The sequence below is a fragment of the Pseudomonas sp. CC6-YY-74 genome (genome assembly GCF_002025205.1).
Classification (GTDB): domain Bacteria; phylum Pseudomonadota; class Gammaproteobacteria; order Pseudomonadales; family Pseudomonadaceae; genus Aquipseudomonas; species Aquipseudomonas paeninsulae.
The window spans coordinates 3,249,571-3,265,669 of the sequence record NZ_CP019947.1 but is presented as its reverse complement, the minus strand read 5'-3'; the positions used below and the strand labels follow the sequence as shown (position 1 = coordinate 3,265,669).

Sequence of the window (16,099 nt, the reverse complement as noted above, 5' to 3'; positions counted from 1 at the left end):
GGCCTGGTGCGGGATGAGGCGCGGCGCTTGCAGTTGCTGGGGAATGCTCACGCGCAGGTTGTTGACCCAGGGGTTGTAGTGGCGGGGGATCTTGCTGTCCCGGTAACTCAGGCCTCGACGCTGTAGGGCATGCCGATCTGCACGTGATGCCGGTCGCGCAGGGTGACCTCGGCCTGGATCTCGCTCGGGCCGACCTGCAGCAGCCATTCGCGTTGCTCAGGGCGCGGACGATCGCCCGTTGCATGTCCGCGTTGATGCCTGCGCTGGGGGCCGGGGCGGTTTGCTGGGTGTGCTCGACTGGCTTGCTGGTACCGCCGGCCAGGGCGCTCCGGCCGATCCACCGCAGCAGTGTGTGAATCAGCTGGGACATTCCTTAATCTCCGGCCGTTGTGAGTGGATTTCAGCGCCAGCGGCGGAAGATCAACGAGGTGTTGACCCCGCCGAAGGCGAAGTTGTTGTTCATCACGTATTGGTTGCTCATCTGGCGGAATTCGCCGCGCAGGTAGTCCAGTTCGCCGCAGGCCGGGTCGATATGGTCGAGGTTGAGGGTAGGTACGTAGCTGTCGCGGTTCATCATCTCGATGCTGAACCAGGATTCCAGTGCACCACAGGCGCCGAGGGTGTGACCGAGGAAGCTCTTCTGCGAGCTGATCGGCATCTGTGCGCCGAACAGGCTACTGGTGGCCAGGGACTCGGCGATGTCGCCCTGCTCGGTGGCGGTACCATGACCATTGACGTAGCCGATCGCTGCGGGCTCCAGGTTGGCGTCTGCCAGGGCCAACTGCATGGCGCCACGCATGGTCACCAGCTCCGGTTTGGTGGCGTGCTGGCCGTCGGCATTGCTGCCGAAGCCGACGATCTCGGCGTGGATGTGGGCGCCGCGCGCCAGGGCGTGCTGCAGTTCTTCCAGTACCAGCATGCCGGCGCCTTCGCCGATCACCAGACCATCGCGAGCGCTGTCGTAGGGGCGCGGCGAAGACTGCGGGGTGTCGTTCTTCAGGCTGGTGGCGTAGAGCGCGTCGAACACCATGGCTTCGGTCGGGCAGAGTTCCTCGGCGCCGCCGGCGAGCATCAGCGGCAGGCGGCCGAACTTGATCGCCTCATAGGCGTAGCCGATACCCTGGCTGCCACTGGTGCAGGCGCTGGAAGTCGGGATCAGGCGGCCCTTGAGACCGAAGAAGATGCTGATATTGGCCGCCGTGGTGTGCGGCATCATGCGCACATAGGAGTTGGCGTTGAGGCCGTCGGCCACCGAGTTGAGCAGCATGTTGCCGAAGGCCTTGATCTCCTCGGTGCTGCCGGTGGAGGAGCCGCAGGCCACGCCCATGCGTCCATCCTTGATCGACTCGTCGCCGAGCAGGCCGGCATCGTCCAGTGCCTGCTCCGCCGCCCGGACTGCCAGCTTGGCCACCCGGCCCATGCTGCGCAGTTGTTTGCGGGTCCAGTATTTGGGCACCGCAAAGTCATCGACTGGCCCGCCGAGGCGGGTGTTCAGTTCAGTGAAACGATCCCACTCGTGCATGTAGCGGATGCCGCTCTTGCCGGCCCGCAAGTTCGCCTCGATGCTTGCCCAGTCGCTGCCCAGCGAGGTGATGCCGGCCATGCCGGTGACTACGACTCGTTTCATCAACACAACCCACCGTTTACCGAGAGGACCTGACGGGTAATGTAGGCCGCCTCCTCGGACATCAGAAAATTCACCGCCCCGGCCACTTCTGCCGGGGTGCCCATGCGTGCGGCGGGGATCATCTTGAGGATGTCCTCCAGCGGCAGGTTTTCGTCGAGCATCTCGGTGTCGATCAAGCCCGGCGCCACGCAGTTGACCGTGATTCTGCGTTTGCCCAACTCGATGGCCAGGGCCTTGGCCGCCCCTATGACCCCGGCCTTGGACGCGCTGTAATTGACCTGGCCACGGTTGCCGATCAGCCCGGATACCGAGGTGATGCAGACGATGCGCCCCGGCTGGCGCCGGCGGATCATCGGCATGGTAAGCGGATGCAGGACGTTATAGAAACCGTCGAGATTGGTGCGCAGCACCTGGTCCCAGTCGTCTTCGCTCAGTGCCGGAAAGGCGCCATCGCGGGTCAGGCCGGCGTTGCACACCACGCCATAGTAGGCGCCATGTTTTTCCACATCGGCTTCGAGTACTTCTCGGCAGGCGGCACGCTCGGCGACATCGAACTGCAGGATGCGCGCCTGGCGGCCCAGCGCCTGGATCTGCGCTTGTACCGCCTCGGCCTCGTCGCGCCGGGCGCGGCAGTGCAGGACGATATCGAAGCCGGCCTGGGCCAGGCGCAGGGCGATGGCGCGGCCGATGCCGCGGCTGGAACCAGTGACCAGAATCGGATCAGTCATGTGCAGTCTCTCGAAGATATGGTCGGCGACTTGCCACGCTGGCGCGGGCGCTATGACCGCGGCTGGAGCCGGTGAGCAGAATCGGATCAGTCATGTGCGATCTCCCGTAAATGCGCCGGGCGACTTGCCACGCTGGCGCGGGCGCTATGACCGCGGCTGGAGCCGGCGAGCAGAATCGGATCAGTCATGTGCAGTCTCTCGAAGATATGGTCGGCGACTTGTCACGCTGGCGCGGGCGCTATGACCGAGGCTGGAGCCGGTGAGCAGAATCGGATCAGTCATGTGCAGTCTCTCGGAAATATGGTCGGCGACTTGCCACGCTGGTGCGGGCGCTATGACCACGGCTGGGACCGCTGAGCAGAGTCGGGCCAGTCATGGCGTGGCTTCCTCGGGTTGTTCTTGCAGGTAGCTGGCCACCTGCGGCGGGCAGAAGACGTTGAGGCGCGCTTCGGCATGGATGCCGGGGCCGCGCAGGTGGCAGGCGAACACGCCCATGCCATTGTCGTCCTGCAGCGAGCGCTGGGCCTGGATATGCAGTTCGCTGCCGGCGGGGAAGCGCTCGACGTTGCATTGGAAATTGCGCGTGCCGAGGAGGAAGCCCAGCGCCACCGGCACGCCGGCCTGGCGCGCCTGGCAGCCGGCGTAGGCGGCCACGCTTTGCGCCATCAGCTCGATGCCGACCCAGGCCGGCAGGCTACCGTCGGCTTGATTGAACAGGCCGCCGGGGCGCACGGTCAGGCGGGTTTCGACATCGTCTTCGGCGAAGTGCAGCACTTCGTCGATCAGGATCATGTCGCCGGCATGTGGCAGTAATTCGGCGATGGGCCACAGGCTCATGGCAGGGCTCCGAGAATCAGCGACAGGTTGCTGCCGCCAAAGGCGAACGAGTTGCTCATCAGCCGCTGCGGGCGCCTGGCGACCGCGGCATGCGCGTCGACCAGCTGCAGGCGCGGCAGTTGCGGATCGCTCTGGCCGTCCCACAGATGGGGCGGCAGGCGCTGATCGCGGTTGTAGGCGCTCAGGGTCAGCCAACAGAACGCCGCCTCCAGCGCTCCAGCGGCGCCCAGGGTGTGGCCGCTTAGCGGCTTGGTCGAGGAACAGGGTACGCCTTGGGGAAACACGGCCTGTACCGCCAGGCTTTCCATCGCATCGTTGTGCTGGGTGGCGGTGCCGTGCAGGTTCAGGTAGTCGATCTCCTCGGCGGCTACGCCTGCGGCGGCCAGGGCCTTGCGCATCGCCTGCTGGGCGCCAAGGCCCTGGGGTTCGGGCGCGGAGATGTGGTAAGCATCCGAGCTGGCGCCGCCGCCGAGCAGGGCGATCGGCGCTTCTGCGGCTGCAGCCTCGCCGTGGGTCAGCGGCGTTCGGGTCATGACAAACAACGCCGCCGCTTCGCCAATATTGATGCCCTGGCGATTCAACGAGAAGGGATTGCAGGGTTCGGCAGACACCGCTTCCAACGCGCTGAAACCGTTCAGGGTCAGGCGACACAGGCTGTCCACGCCGCCGCATAACACGGCGTCGCACATGCCCTGCTGCAGCAGGCGCTGGGCGCTGAGCAGGGCGCGGGCGCTGGAGGTGCAGGCGGTGGACAGGCAGTAGGCCGGGCCGCTCAGGCCGAGCCACTCGGCGAGAAAGCTGGCCGGGGCGGCGATTTCCTGTTGGGCATAGCTATAGTCCGCCGGCAACGCGCCGTCGTGAAGGAAGCGGGCAATGCCCTGGCTGGCTTCGTGAATGCCCGAGGTGCTGGTGCCGAGCACCACGCCGACGCGTGCGCCACCGTACTCGGCGATGGCGGCGCGGATCTGCGGCTCGATCTGCAGTGCGGCGGCCAGCAGCAACTGATTGTTGCGGCTGAACGAGGCCTGCATGCCGCTCGGCATCGGCGGTAATTCGGCATGCACCGCGCCGACCGTCAGGCTGCGGCCGCTGACCCAGCCGTCCTGTGCGCGCATGCCGCTGCTGTCGCCGGCGAACAAGGCATCGGCGACAGCCTGTTTGTCCTGGCCGAGGGCGCAGATCAGGCCAAGGGCGTTGAGGTAGCCGGGCATCAGGGAATCTCCTGGTTGGAGAGCACGTGGACCCGGTAACTCAGGTCGTGCGCCTGGTTCAGGGTGAAGTCCAGGGGCGCACGGTAGCTGATTAGCCAGTGGGGGGTAAGCCGGCGCTGACCGTCGGCCAGCAATTGCCAGGTCGCTGGCGTATAGCTGCTGGCCAAGGCGTCGGACGGGGTCAGGGCGAACAGCAGGGCGGCGAACAGCTCGAGTGCTTCGCCATTTGGCGGTAGCAGGCCGTCGGCTCGCCAGGCGCCGTCCTGCCACAGTTGACGCGCCAGGGGTACGCCGAGCTGGTCGAGCAACGACCAGCGCAGGGCTGGGCCCTCAGCCTGCAGCACCAGCCACCAGAACCGCTGTTCGCCGGCCTGCTCGCGCTGGATTTGCAGGGTTACAGGCAGTGGCGTGGCGAGGATTGGCGGGATCAACGGCAGCGGCGTGCGGGCTGCGCAGGCCGTCAGCAGCAGGCCGATACCGAGCAGCAAGAGACGCCTCATGGCCGGGGTTGCTCCAGCGGTTTGCGAGCAGCCAGGTTGACCAGGGTTTCGTCACGCTGGCCGGGCGGTTTTGGCTGGCGCAGGCCCCAGCGTTCGAGCAGACCGAAGTCCTTGGCGCGGCTCCACCACAGGTAGGGGTAAGAGACGTTGCGCTCGGCAAACTCAAAGCCCTGGTCGCGCAGCATGTCGAGGTATTGCTCGGCGCTTTTTTGCACCTGCATCGGATGGCGGAACAGCCAGCGGATCACCCAGGTATCGATATAGAACTTGGTCGACTCGGCGAACAGCAGCAGGCCGCCGGGCTTGAGTACGCGCCAGAATTCGGCGAGGGCTTGTTGCTGCTCGACCAGGTGGTGAAAGGTCTGGTGGCAAAAGAGCATATCGACGCTGGCATCGTCCAACTGGATCGCCGCGCAGTCGCTGGCGAGCAGGCGCACGGACAGGCCCTGACGCTCGGCTTCTCGGGCCGAGCAGGCGAGGCTGTGCGGGTCGGCATCCAGGCCGATCAGCTGCGCGGGGGCGAACGCCTGCTGCAGCAGGCGGAACGATTTGCCCTGGCCGCAGCCGGCATCCAGCAGCACCGCGGCGCTGGGCAGTGGCGCGTCGATCAGGCGCTTGAGGTCAGCGACCGCCACGCGCAGTACGTGCTGCTCCCAGACACGGCTCTGCAGGAACCAGAAACCGAATCCGGTTTCTTCAACGTAGCTACTGGCAGGGTTGTTCATTGATGTCCTTATCAGTGGGTGGCACAGAGTTCGGCCAGTACGCGCAGGCGCCGTTTGGGCTCGGCGACATAGGGGTTTTTCTCGTCCCAGGCATAGCCGGCGAGGATCGAACTGATCATTCGGCGAATATCCACCGAGGCGTGCGGGAAATAAATCACGTCCTGGAAGGAGCCGTCGTACCAACCCTCGACGTAGACCCGGAAGGTATCGATGCCGCGCTTGAGCGGGACGGCAAAGTCTTCTTGCCAGTCCACCTGCTCGCCGCTCAACTGCCGGTGCAGCACGCTGGCGGCCATGCTCGCCGAGCGCATGGCGATGGTGACCCCGGAGGAGAACACCGGGTCGAGGAATTCCGCGGCGTTGCCGAGCAGGGCGAAGCCCGGTCCGTGCAGGCGTTTGACGTTGGCCGAGTAACCGCCGATGGCCCGGGTCGGGGTGTCCCATACGGCGTTGGCCAGTACGCGGTTGAGGCTGGGGGTTTGTGCGACGAATTGCTTGAGGCAGGCATCCAGATCGTCAGGTCGGCCGGCAAAGCGGCTGACATCGGCGACCACCCCGACCGAGCAGCGGCCATTGCTGAAGGGAATGGTCCAGAACCACACATCCTGCATGTCGGGATGGGTGGTGATGAGGATCTTCTCGCGGTCGAAGCCGCTGTCGGCACTGCGATCCTCGACGTGGGTGAACAGTGCCTGGCGCACCGGAAAATTCGAGGGGATGTCGAGGTCGAGCAGGCGTGGCAGCACGCGCCCGTAACCGCTGCCGTCGAGGACGAAGGCGCATTCCACCTGGTATTCGTGGCCGTCGGCCAGTCGCCGTACCGACAGCCGCGGGCAGGCGCCGCTGAAATCGGCGGCGACTATTTCTTCCTCGTAACGGATCTCCACGCCCTGCAGCTCGGCCTGATCGGCCAGCAGCTTGTCGAAGTCGGCGCGCTGCACCTGATAAGTCGAGCTCTTGCCTGGGGTGAAGCCGTCGCGGAAGTCGAAGTCGCTGTAGCGCTCGCCCCAGGCGAAGGCCGCGCCATGCTTGGTCTGGAAGCCTGCCGCCTGCACCGCCTCGAGCATCCCGGCCTCCTCGAGGAAGTCCAGGCAGTGCGACAGCAGGCTCTCGCCGATCGAGAAGCGCGGGAAGCGTTGGCGTTCCAGTACCAGCACGTCATGGCCGTTGCGCTTGAGCAGGGCGCTGGCGATGGCGCCAGAGGGTCCGGCGCCGATGACCACGATCTGGCGTTGTTCGACTTCAAGTGACGTCATAAGGGGCTGTGCGTCTCGTGATCGGCGGTGGTGTTGCGAGTGGGAGTGGCCCAAGGGGACAGCAGGAAGCAGAAGAACAGACCGAGGCTGATGGCCAGGCCGAAGTTGGCGATGGCCGGGGTCTGGCTGAGCAGCAGCAGACCGAAGGACAGCCAGCTGGTCAGGGCCGCGAGCAGGGTGCCGAGCAGACTCACCGCCTGGCCGCCGATATTTTCGCGCATCAGGATCGCGTAGTCGACGCCGATGGCGCTGATCAACAACAGGCCGAACAGGCTGAATAGGGTCAGCGGTTGGCCCAGCCAACCGAGGCAGGCGAGTGCCGCCAGGGCGGCCAGCAAGGGTAGGCAGACGATCTGCAGGGCGCCGGCGAAACCGAACGGCAGGCACAGCAACAGCACAATCGCCGCACAGGACAGCAGTTTGAGCTGCGCCGCGCTCAGTTGCGTGGCGCTGAATAGGCGGTTCAGCTCGCCGAGACGGTCCACCAGCTGCACGCCGTCGAGCCCGGTGCCGATGCTGTGCAGCACCGCCGTATCGTTCAGCCCTTGCAGGCTCACCAGACCGGCCACGCCGCCGGCACTGTGGCCGAGCCAGAGCGGGCGCCAGGCTTCGCCGAGTGGGCCGGCGAGGGCTTGGGCCAGGCGCGGTTGGTCGCGCTCCAGCAGTTGCGCGAGTTCCGCGTTCAGCACCTCTTCGGGAATGCCGGCCGCCAGCAGCGGCTGCCAGTGTTGCGGCAGGGCTTGCAGCGCCTCGCGCAGTGGTTGCAGCTGGGTGGCCGGGGCGACCAGTTGACTGAGGGCGCGGTAACCGAGCAGCTTGCCGTCGGTCACGGCACGCGCCAGCTGTTCGCTCAGGGCCGCCTGGCGCTGGAGTAACTGTTGCTCATCGGCGGCGCGCACCAGAAAGAACTGGCTGGTGGGTTGTTGCCCGGTCAGCTCGGCGATCCGCTGGGCTTCGTCGAGCAGTTGCGGTTCTGCGCCCAGCCACTGGCGCAGGTCATTCTGCGTCTGCAGCTGGAGCAGGCCGGCGGCGCAGAACAGCATGAGCAATGCCAGCAGTTTCCAGTTGCCGGTGAGGGCGAGCAGACGCGCGCGCACGCTGAGCAGCTTTTCGCTAAAGCGCAGTAGTCCGGGCGCTGGCTGCAGTTGCAGGCCGTCAAGCCAGGCCGGCAGCAGGCACACCGCACAGAGGTAGGCGGCGATCAGCCCGGCGGCGGAGAACACGGCGATCTGGGTCAGCACCGGGAACGGGGTGAAGGCCAGCGCCAGGTAACCGATCAGGTTGGTGCCCAGGCTCAGGCTCAGGCCGGGCAAGGTGACAGCCAAGACCTGCCAGCTGTGCCAGTCGCCCCGATCGCGCAAGCTGCTCCAGCTTTTACTCAGATAATGTTGCGGATAGTCTGCGGCTACGCCGATCAGGCTGGCGCCGAGCACCAGGGTCAGCGCATTGATCTGGCCGAACACCAGCACGCAGGCGGCGCAGCCGGCCAGCAGCGCCACGCCGATGGGCAGCAGGCTGACCAGCACGCGCACGCGGCGGTAGCTGAGCAGCAACAGCAGGAGGATGCCGAGGGTCGCGGCGCCACCGATCCAGGTGATTTCACGGCTCGCCTTGGCCTGGCCGGCGGCGGCATAAAGCAAACCGCTGGCGGCGAGCAGTTGCCCGCCCGCGGCGGTCACCCGCGTACGCGCGTCGGCCACCTGCGCGGCGATCGCGGGCGGTGCCTGCAGGTCGAATGAGTCGCCCTGGATGCGCGCGCGCAGCAGCGCCCAGGTCAGGCCCTGGTCTTCGACCAGCAGGGCGCCGCTGCCGAGGTCGGTCTGGATCCGCTGATGCGGGTTGAGCGCCTGTTGCGCGCGGGCGCCCAGGCCCAGCCAGTCCTGCTCGATGGGCAGCAGGTTGAAACCGGCGAAGGTGTCGAACAGCTGGGCGGCGCGTTGCTGGATAAAACTGTCGGGTTGTTCGATCAGCAGTTGCCGATCTGCTTGCGGCAGCAGGGCCAGGCGGCTGGCGCGCAACTGCTGGCGCAGGGGGGCGAGATCGGCCTGCAGGTTCCACTGCACCTGCTCGAAGCGTGCCGATTCAGCCCATTGCCGGCCGACGCGCTGCACCAGGGCAATGGCCTGCTCGCGCTCGGCATGGCCAACCAGAATCAGCAGCTCGCGATTGAGGGGTTCCTGCATGCGCTGTTCGGCCTGCAGGACCAATTCGTCGCCCGCGCCTTGCGGCAGCAGGGCGAGCATGCTCGCCTGCACCGGTGGGCCGGCGCGCCACTGCCAGGCGCTCAGGGCGAGTAGCGCGAGCAGCAGGGCGAGGAACAGGCGCGGCAGGAACCGCTGCGTCGCCAGGCGCTCAAGGGCCAAAGGCTTGGCGCTCCGCTTCGCTCAGCGCGCTGCCGGCCTGGCTCTGCGGCAGGCGCAGCAGGGTGCTGTCACCCTGGGTTTCCGCCAACTCGATGCGTTCGACCAGTGCGCCACCCTGGATATGGATGACCTTGAAAATCTGCTGCAGCAGCCGCGAGCGCGGGGTCAGGCTGAGCTGCCAGGCCTCGGCTGTGCCACTCAACTGCAGCTCGAAGTCGTCGGCCAGGCCGGCATGGTCACCCTTGAGCACGGCGAGGAACAGCCGGCTCTGTTGCGCGGCCACGTCCTGTGCGGATTGTTGCTGCCAGCCTTGTGCGGTGCGTCGGGCGATCCCGCGGTCGTCGATGCGGTAGTCCTGCTGCAGCGGGCTGCGCAGTTGCCAGAGCAGGCCGTGCTCGCTGGACAGGACGAATTGGCCACGGCTGGTCAGCGGCTGCGGCAGGGCGCGCAGGTGTTTTTCCTGGATGAACGGGCCGCGCACCACCGCCGGTTTGGCCAGTTGGGCGCTGAGCTGATCGAGGTCGAAGGCCTGTGCCAGGCTGGCGCCGAACAGTGCGATGGCGGCGGCGCTGGCCCAGATGGCGCGCCTTGCGGATTGTGACCAGCGCCTCATGCGAGGGCTTGCTCCACGGCGGCGACCAAGACCCTGGGCGAGGCCAGCTGCATCTCGCGGCTGGCGATGTCCACCGCGACCTGGACGCTGCTGCCGCGGGTCATGCGTTCGCCGGTCTCGGCATCCGCGATCAGGTAGTGGAGCTTCAGACGGTTCTCCCACTCGATCAGGTCGGCGCGCACGATGATCTTCTGGCCGAAGCGGGCGCCGCGGATATAGCGCACCTGCAGGTCGATGATCGGCCAGGCATAGCCCGCCGCGAGCATGTGCGTGTAGTTGTGGCCGAGTTTGTCGAGCAGCGCGCAGCGCGCCACTTCGAAATACTTGACGTAGTGGCCGTGCCAGACCACCTCCATCGAATCGACGTCGAAGAAGGGCACGACCATCTCGATCTCGGCTTGCAGCACCCCGGCCTTACGCATGGCCATGCTCCAGATGCGTAGAAAACCCGTAGGAGCGGGCCATGCCCGCGAAGCATGCGCGGAGCCCGTTTCGCGGGCATGGCCCGCTCCTGCGAGATATTCGATGCTTACCCATACAACCTCCAGTGCTGGCTGCGGATGCGTTGCAGGCACAGGCGCAGTTCGCCTTCCAGGGCGCGGTCTTCGATCACCGGCGGGAAGTCGGCGGCCAGTTGCTCGCGCATGGCCGCCACGGGTGCGGGGATGTCGCTCTTGCCGTCGCGCAGGCGCAGCCACACGCCCTGGTTGGCCGCCAGCAGGGTGGCGGCGGCGACCTGTTCGGTCAGCTCCAGGCTGCGCAGGGCGTCGCGCGCGGCGATGGTGCCCATGCTTACCTTGTCCTGGTTGTGGCACTCGGTGGAGCGCGAGAACACGCTGGCCGGCATGGTGTTCTTCAGCGCTTCGGCGGTCCAGGCGCTGGCGCCGATCTGCACGGCCTTGAAGCCGTGGTTGATCATCGCGGTGACCGCCGGCGCGCCGGACAGGTTGCTCGGCAGGCCATGGTTGTAGCGCGAGTCGACCAGCAGGGCGAGCTGGCGGTCGAGCAGGTCGGCGACGTTGCCGACCAGGTTCTTCAGGCTGTCCATGGCAAAGGCGATATGGCCGCCATAGAAGTGTCCGCCGTGCAGTACGCGTTCGGCTTCGGCGTCGATCAGCGGGTTGTCGTTGGCACTGTTCAGTTCGGTTTCGATGAACTGCCGCAGCAGGCCCAGGCTATCGGCCATGACGCCGAGCACATGCGGTGCGCAGCGCAGCGAGTAGCGGTCCTGCAGGCGGTGCAGCGGCGCGGTCGGCGCGGCGATGGCCAGATCGTGACGCAGCCAGGCCGCGACTTGCATCTGGCCCGGGTGTGGCTTGGCGGCGAACAGGCGCTCGTCGAAGTGCTCCGGGTTGCCTTCCAGCGCCACCACGTTGAGCGCGGTAATGCGCGTGGCCAGCTTGAGCAAGTACTCGGCGCGGGAAAATGCCAGGCACGCCAGGGCGGTCATCACCGCCGTGCCATTCATCAGTGCCAGCGCTTCCTTGGGGCGCAGGGTCAGCGGCGTCCAGCCCAGCTCGGCATGCACCTCGGCGGCGCTGCGGCGCTGGCCGCGATACAGCACCTCGCGCTCGCCGCTGAGGGTGGCGGCCACGTAGGACAGCGGGGTCAGGTCGCCGCTGGCGCCGACCGAGCCCTCCTCGGGGATCAGCGGCAGCACGTCATGCTCGAGAAAGGCGCGCAGGCGTTCCAGCAGCTCCACGCGCACCCCGGATACGCCCTGGCACAGCGACTGCAAACGCGCGGCCAGGACCGCGCGGGTGCTCGCTTCGTCGAGCAATTGGCCGAGGCCGCAGCCGTGGAAGGTGTAGAGGTGGCGCGGCAGCGCCTCGACCTGGTGCAGCGGCACGGCCACCACGCAGGAATCGCCGTAGCCGGTGGTGACGCCGTAGATCACGCCTTCCTTGTCCAGCAGGGTGTCGAGGAAGCGCGGGCCCTTGGCGATCATCTCGCGGTAGGCGGCATCGTCCTGCAGCAAGGCCTGGGCACGGCGCTGGGACAGGACGTTGATGTTCTCGATACTCAGCGGTTGTTCGCCGAACACCACGGGTTCAGCCAGGTATGTCGTCATCTTGCTTCCAGAACGGGTAGAAGTTGAACCATTGTTGCGGGGCATCCAGGCAGAGTTGGCCGAGGCGCTGCGCGTAGCGTTGGACCCAGGTGCGGATCACGGCGTCGCGTTCGCCGCGCTTCCATTGCACGCGGTCGGCGAGGGGTTCGAGCAGCACCTGGTAGCGGCCGTCGATCTTCAGGCAGCTCATCAGGTTGAGTGGGCAGCGCAGTAAGCCGGCCAGCAACCAGGGACCCTGGGGGAAGGCGGCGCTCTGGCCGAGAAAATCCACCGTGACGCTGCGGGCGCCATGCAGCGGCACGCGGTCGCCGGCGATGGCCAGCCACTCGCCGCGCTCCAGGCGCTCGGACAGTTGCAGCATGATCGCCGGGTCCAGTTCGCTGACCTGAATCAGCCGTAGGTTGCTGGCCCCGGCTTCACCGAGCAGGCGATTGAACTGCTCTGCATGCTTGGTGTGCACCAGCACGTTCATGCGCACTTTATTGTTCAATTCGGCCAGCGCGCGGCAGACTTCCAGGTTGCCCAGGTGGGCGCCGACCAGCATCTGGCCGCGCGCGTCCTGCATGTGGCCGTGCAGGTCATGGCGGTCAACCAGGTCGATGTCCTGCAGGCTCAGCCTGTCGTTCCAGACGTCCAGTTTGTCCAGCAGGGAGTCGGCGAAGGCCATGAATTGACGGAACACCGATAGGCGGCTGGGCTGCAGTTCGCTGCGCCCGCTCCAGTTGGCCAGGTTGTGCTGGTAGTGCCAGATGCTCCGCCGGGCCTTGCCGCCGAGCAGGAAGAAGTACAGGACGATCGCATAGAGCAGCGGGCTGAGCGCGCGGCGACCGAGCAGGCGTACGGCCAGGGCGATGAACTTCATCAGCAGGAAGCTGCCGCGCTCTTGCTGCGCGGCCCAGTGCTGGCTATTTGGCCGCGCACTCATGCACGCCACCGGCGCCAGAGCAACTGCGGGGCGCGCAGCAGCATGCCGCAGAACAGTTTGGCGTGCATCTTCGAGATCAGTGCGTTGTCGTGCCACAGGCGAAAGTGCGAGAGGCCGTCGCTCGGGTAGTTCACGCGCACCGGCAGCCAGCGCATTGGCTGGTCGCGCCAGTACAGGCGCACCAGGATCTCGGTGTCGAAGTCCATGCGCCGGCCGATGGCCACCGCGTCGAGCAGCGCCAGGGTGGCGGGCAACGGGTAGAGGCGAAAGCCGCACATCGAGTCGCGAATGCTCAGCGACAGGCAGTTGATCCACACCCAGACATGGGTCAGGTAGCGCGCGTAGAGGCGGCTTTTCGGCACGCTGGCGTCGTATAGCGGGTAGCCACAGATCAGGGTTTGCGGCTCGGCCTGCGAGGCGGCGAGGAAGATCGCCAGCCCGCTCAGGTCGTGCTGGCCGTCGGCGTCCACCTGCAGGGCGTGGCTGCAGCCCAGTCGCGCAGCTTCACGCAGGCCGGCCATCACTGCGCCGCCCTTGCCCTGGTTGACGGGCAGGCGCAGCACGTAGACGTCTGCCTGCCTGGCCAGGCGATCGATGGTCGCGGCGCAGGCCGGGCTGGAGGCGTCGTCGACCAGCACACAGGGCAGCCCGGCGTCACGCAAGGCCTGCACCACCGCCGGCAGGGCGTGTTCGTGGTTGTATACCGGGATCACCGCGCAGGGCTTATGCATCTGGCGTCGCCAACCGGTAACAGCCGTTCACAGGGCTTGTCCCAGCAAGATGCGCCCAGACGAGCAGGCCTTGTCGCCGTTGCGGAAGGTGAAGTAGAGCTTGCCGCGGGTGGCGTCGAAACGCAGCGACAGTTGCAGGGGATCGCCGGGACGCACCAGTTGCTGGAATTTCAACACTTCCATGCCGACGAAGCGCGGTGGCAGTTGCTCGATCAGTTGCCGCGCCAGTTGTTGCGCCCAGTCGATCTGCACCACGCCCGGCAGCACCGGGGTCTGCGGAAAGTGGCCGCTAAAGTGGGCCAGATCCAGCGGCACCTCCAGTTCAAGCTGCCATTCGCCGTCGCGCTCCACGGCGCTCAGCGGCTCGATCTGGGTCGGGCGTGGTGCGGCGAGCAGGGCCTCGACCGTGGCCTGGGCCAGCTTGCCCTGGCTGCTGTAGGGCAACTGGCTGAGCAGGCGCCAGCGTCGCGGCAGGGCGATGGCTTCGCAGTGCCCGGCCAGATGCTGGCGCAGGGTCTCGGTGACACTGCGCCGGCCCTGGTTGCGCAGCGCATGCACGCCGGCCGGGCTCAAGGCCAGCAGGGCGCCGAGGAAGGCGCGGCCCTGCTGAATCACCCCGAGACGCGCATCGCCGACCCAGGCATGCGCCATGAGGGCCTGTTCCAGCTTGGGCAGGGAGATACGTTTTTCTTCCAGTTTGACGATGCGGTCCAGGCGTCCACGCAGGACGAAGCGGCCGTCGGCCTGGAGCTCGACGGCATCGGCGGTCTGCTCGCAGTGGCCGGCCGGCAGGTAGGGCGAGGTCAGCCTCAACGCACCCTCGGCGTTGACGTCCAGCTCGACACCGGCGAACGGTTGCCAGGGCGTATCGCCCTGGCGCCAGGCGATGCCGCCGGTTTCCGAGCTGCCGTAGATTTCCGTTGGCCACTGGCCGAGCTGGGCGTGCAACAGCTGTGCGGCCTCGACTGGCAGGGCGCCGCCGGAGGAGAACACCTGGCGCAACGGCTGCAGGGCGGTCCAGTCGAGGTTGTCGCCCATGCGTTTCAACAAGGCCGGGCTGGCGACCCAGGCGAACGTGGGTTGTTCCAGGCTGGTGCGTTGCATGTCCTCGGGAAACGGTTGCGCGCGGCGCAGGAAGGCGCGGCCGGCACACAGTGGCCAGAGCACGCGGAACAACAGGCCGTAGATGTGCTGGGCGGCCACGCTGGCGACGATCACCGCGTCGCCCAGGGCCGCGCCCCACAGCTGTTCCAGCGCTGCGACTTCGTTGTTCAGTTGGCGCAGGCTCTTGTCGATCAGCTTGGCCTCGCCGCTGGAGCCGGAGGTGCACAGGGTCAGTCGGCACTGGTCGAGGTCCAGGGCGCGGGCCTGCAGGGGCTCGGCGGCGCCGGCGGGATCGAGGGCATCGAGCCACAGGTCGATCCGGCTCGCCAGCTGCAGACGCGTCTGCGGCTGGGCATCGGCGGGGAGCAGCACATGGACACCGGCCAGCCAGGCGCCGAGCAGGGCGATCGCCAGGTCGGCGGCGTCTTCCAGGTAGAGCGCGACGCGCTGCACGTTCTGCCCCCGCAGCTGACCACCCAGGCGCCGCGCCCGTTGGCACAGCTCGGCGTGGTCGAGGTCCGGGGTAACCTGGCGGCTGGGCTCGGGGTTGAGCAGCAAGCAATCAAGACCTATCCAGCTCATGCCAGGCGCCTTACGCGCTGGCGCACCAGCCATTCGCCGGCGAACAGCAGGCCGATCAGGCCGTAGGAAATCAGTCCGGTGTAGAGGGTCCACCAGAACAGCGGCGCCCACAGGGTCAGGACGGCGCTGATCAGGCCGTTGCCGAGAAAGAACAGCGCCCAGACCTTGGTCACCTGGCGGGTGTAATGCACCGCCACCTCGGGCAGTTCCGGCTCGCGCAGGCGCGCCAGGCGTTCCACCAGCGGTGGGCCGATTTTCAGGCTGAGGGCAAACAGGCCGAGCAGCAGCAGGTTGATCAACACCGGGTACCAGCGCAGCAGCGCCGGCTCGCCGGCCAGGCCCAGCAGCAGGCAGAAGGCCAACACCGAGGCGGCCATCCAGCGCCCACCCGCGCCTTGCTTGCCAAGCAGCAGGCGTGCCAGCCAGAGCCCGCCCAGCAGGGCGGCGAAGACGCGGGGCGACAGGTATTCCATGCCGAAATACACGGCAAACGGATAGGCCAGGCCGGCCACGACCAACAGCAGGCCGAGCAGGCGACTCATGCGCGATTCTTCATTAACGGTCCGCCCATCAGCTGTCCGGGTTGACCAGGCGGTGCACGGCTTCGACCACATCGCTCACGCTGCGCACCGACTTGAACTCCTCGGCGGCGATTTTCTTGCCGGTCTGGCGCTTGATGTGATCGATCAGGTCGACGGCATCGATGCTGTCGATTTCCAGATCCTGGTAGAGGTTGGCTGTCAGGGTCACGCGCTCGGCATCCAGCTCGAACAGTTCGACCATGGCGGTGCGCAGGGTGGCGAAGATTTCATCACGGGTTTGCATG

Annotated in this window: 16 protein-coding genes; all 16 read right to left on the bottom strand. The window is 66.9% G+C overall.

Features of this window, described 5'->3' with window-relative positions:
* Positions 1 to 400: 400 nt before the first annotated feature.
* Positions 401 to 1,627, bottom strand: a complete 1,227-nt coding sequence (locus tag B2D37_RS14865; RefSeq protein ID WP_079203415.1) for a beta-ketoacyl-ACP synthase — start codon at positions 1,625 to 1,627, stop codon at positions 401 to 403.
* On the bottom strand, positions 1,627 to 2,355 hold the full coding sequence (gene fabG, locus B2D37_RS14860; protein WP_079203414.1) for a 3-oxoacyl-ACP reductase FabG: 729 nt from the start codon (positions 2,353 to 2,355) through the stop codon (positions 1,627 to 1,629). The genes B2D37_RS14865 and fabG overlap by 1 nt, the downstream gene beginning before the upstream one ends.
* 372 nt (positions 2,356 to 2,727) lie before the next feature.
* Positions 2,728 to 3,192: a hotdog family protein gene (locus B2D37_RS14855; RefSeq protein ID WP_079203413.1), complete on the bottom strand. Its 465-nt coding sequence runs from the start codon at positions 3,190 to 3,192 to the stop codon at positions 2,728 to 2,730.
* A complete protein-coding gene (locus tag B2D37_RS14850) occupies positions 3,189 to 4,403 on the bottom strand; it encodes a beta-ketoacyl-[acyl-carrier-protein] synthase family protein (protein ID WP_079203412.1) in 1,215 nt (404 codons plus the stop codon). The genes B2D37_RS14855 and B2D37_RS14850 overlap by 4 nt, the downstream gene beginning before the upstream one ends.
* A complete protein-coding gene (locus B2D37_RS14845; RefSeq protein ID WP_079203411.1) occupies positions 4,403 to 4,903 on the bottom strand; it encodes a DUF3261 domain-containing protein in 501 nt (166 codons plus the stop codon). The genes B2D37_RS14850 and B2D37_RS14845 overlap by 1 nt, the downstream gene beginning before the upstream one ends.
* On the bottom strand, positions 4,900 to 5,628 hold the full coding sequence (locus tag B2D37_RS14840; protein ID WP_079203410.1) for a class I SAM-dependent methyltransferase: 729 nt from the start codon (positions 5,626 to 5,628) through the stop codon (positions 4,900 to 4,902). Before B2D37_RS14840 ends, B2D37_RS14845 begins: the two co-directional genes overlap by 4 nt.
* An 11-nt stretch (positions 5,629 to 5,639) precedes the next feature.
* Positions 5,640 to 6,884, bottom strand: coding sequence for an NAD(P)/FAD-dependent oxidoreductase (locus tag B2D37_RS14835; protein ID WP_079203409.1), 1,245 nt, complete (start codon positions 6,882 to 6,884; stop codon positions 5,640 to 5,642).
* On the bottom strand, positions 6,881 to 9,232 hold the full coding sequence (locus tag B2D37_RS14830; protein ID WP_079204992.1) for an MMPL family transporter: 2,352 nt from the start codon (positions 9,230 to 9,232) through the stop codon (positions 6,881 to 6,883). The genes B2D37_RS14835 and B2D37_RS14830 overlap by 4 nt, the downstream gene beginning before the upstream one ends.
* A gap of 4 nt (positions 9,233 to 9,236) precedes the next feature.
* Entirely contained in the window at positions 9,237 to 9,860 is a 624-nt protein-coding gene (locus tag B2D37_RS14825) for an outer membrane lipoprotein carrier protein LolA (protein ID WP_079203408.1), read from the bottom strand.
* Positions 9,857 to 10,282, bottom strand: coding sequence for a thioesterase family protein (locus B2D37_RS14820; protein ID WP_079203407.1), 426 nt, complete (start codon positions 10,280 to 10,282; stop codon positions 9,857 to 9,859). The genes B2D37_RS14825 and B2D37_RS14820 overlap by 4 nt, the downstream gene beginning before the upstream one ends.
* Positions 10,283 to 10,389: 107 nt before the next feature.
* Positions 10,390 to 11,931, bottom strand: a complete 1,542-nt coding sequence (gene hutH, locus B2D37_RS14815; RefSeq protein WP_079203406.1) for a histidine ammonia-lyase — start codon at positions 11,929 to 11,931, stop codon at positions 10,390 to 10,392.
* On the bottom strand, positions 11,912 to 12,856 hold the full coding sequence (locus B2D37_RS14810) for a glycosyl transferase (protein ID WP_079203405.1): 945 nt from the start codon (positions 12,854 to 12,856) through the stop codon (positions 11,912 to 11,914). The genes hutH and B2D37_RS14810 overlap by 20 nt, the downstream gene beginning before the upstream one ends.
* Positions 12,853 to 13,587, bottom strand: coding sequence for a glycosyltransferase family 2 protein (locus B2D37_RS14805; protein ID WP_079203404.1), 735 nt, complete (start codon positions 13,585 to 13,587; stop codon positions 12,853 to 12,855). The genes B2D37_RS14810 and B2D37_RS14805 overlap by 4 nt, the downstream gene beginning before the upstream one ends.
* 27 nt (positions 13,588 to 13,614) lie before the next feature.
* Positions 13,615 to 15,273, bottom strand: coding sequence for an acyl-CoA synthetase family protein (locus tag B2D37_RS14800; RefSeq protein ID WP_079203403.1), 1,659 nt, complete (start codon positions 15,271 to 15,273; stop codon positions 13,615 to 13,617).
* Entirely contained in the window at positions 15,270 to 15,815 is a 546-nt protein-coding gene (locus B2D37_RS14795) for a hypothetical protein (protein ID WP_079203402.1), read from the bottom strand. Before B2D37_RS14795 ends, B2D37_RS14800 begins: the two co-directional genes overlap by 4 nt.
* A gap of 28 nt (positions 15,816 to 15,843) precedes the next feature.
* A complete protein-coding gene (locus tag B2D37_RS14790; RefSeq protein ID WP_079203401.1) occupies positions 15,844 to 16,098 on the bottom strand; it encodes an acyl carrier protein in 255 nt (84 codons plus the stop codon).
* Between the last annotated feature and the right edge of the window lies 1 nt (position 16,099).

Bases quoted from the DNA above. Each gene is read 5' to 3' on its own strand.
- B2D37_RS14865 (WP_079203415.1), bottom strand. From the start codon at position 1,627: ATGAAACGAGTCGTAGTCACCGGCATGGCCGGCATCACCTCGCTGGGC.
- fabG (WP_079203414.1), bottom strand. From the start codon at position 2,355: ATGACTGATCCGATTCTGGTCACTGGTTCCAGCCGCGGCATCGGCCGC.
- B2D37_RS14855 (WP_079203413.1), bottom strand. From the start codon at position 3,192: ATGAGCCTGTGGCCCATCGCCGAATTACTGCCACATGCCGGCGACATG.
- B2D37_RS14850 (WP_079203412.1), bottom strand. From the start codon at position 4,403: ATGCCCGGCTACCTCAACGCCCTTGGCCTGATCTGCGCCCTCGGCCAG.
- B2D37_RS14845 (WP_079203411.1), bottom strand. From the start codon at position 4,903: ATGAGGCGTCTCTTGCTGCTCGGTATCGGCCTGCTGCTGACGGCCTGC.
- B2D37_RS14840 (WP_079203410.1), bottom strand. From the start codon at position 5,628: ATGAACAACCCTGCCAGTAGCTACGTTGAAGAAACCGGATTCGGTTTC.
- B2D37_RS14835 (WP_079203409.1), bottom strand. From the start codon at position 6,884: ATGACGTCACTTGAAGTCGAACAACGCCAGATCGTGGTCATCGGCGCC.
- B2D37_RS14825 (WP_079203408.1), bottom strand. From the start codon at position 9,860: ATGAGGCGCTGGTCACAATCCGCAAGGCGCGCCATCTGGGCCAGCGCC.
- B2D37_RS14820 (WP_079203407.1), bottom strand. From the start codon at position 10,282: ATGCGTAAGGCCGGGGTGCTGCAAGCCGAGATCGAGATGGTCGTGCCC.
- hutH (WP_079203406.1), bottom strand. From the start codon at position 11,931: ATGACGACATACCTGGCTGAACCCGTGGTGTTCGGCGAACAACCGCTG.
- B2D37_RS14810 (WP_079203405.1), bottom strand. From the start codon at position 12,856: ATGAGTGCGCGGCCAAATAGCCAGCACTGGGCCGCGCAGCAAGAGCGC.
- B2D37_RS14805 (WP_079203404.1), bottom strand. From the start codon at position 13,587: ATGCATAAGCCCTGCGCGGTGATCCCGGTATACAACCACGAACACGCC.
- B2D37_RS14800 (WP_079203403.1), bottom strand. From the start codon at position 15,273: ATGAGCTGGATAGGTCTTGATTGCTTGCTGCTCAACCCCGAGCCCAGC.
- B2D37_RS14795 (WP_079203402.1), bottom strand. From the start codon at position 15,815: ATGAGTCGCCTGCTCGGCCTGCTGTTGGTCGTGGCCGGCCTGGCCTAT.
- B2D37_RS14790 (WP_079203401.1), bottom strand. From the start codon at position 16,098: ATGCAAACCCGTGATGAAATCTTCGCCACCCTGCGCACCGCCATGGTC.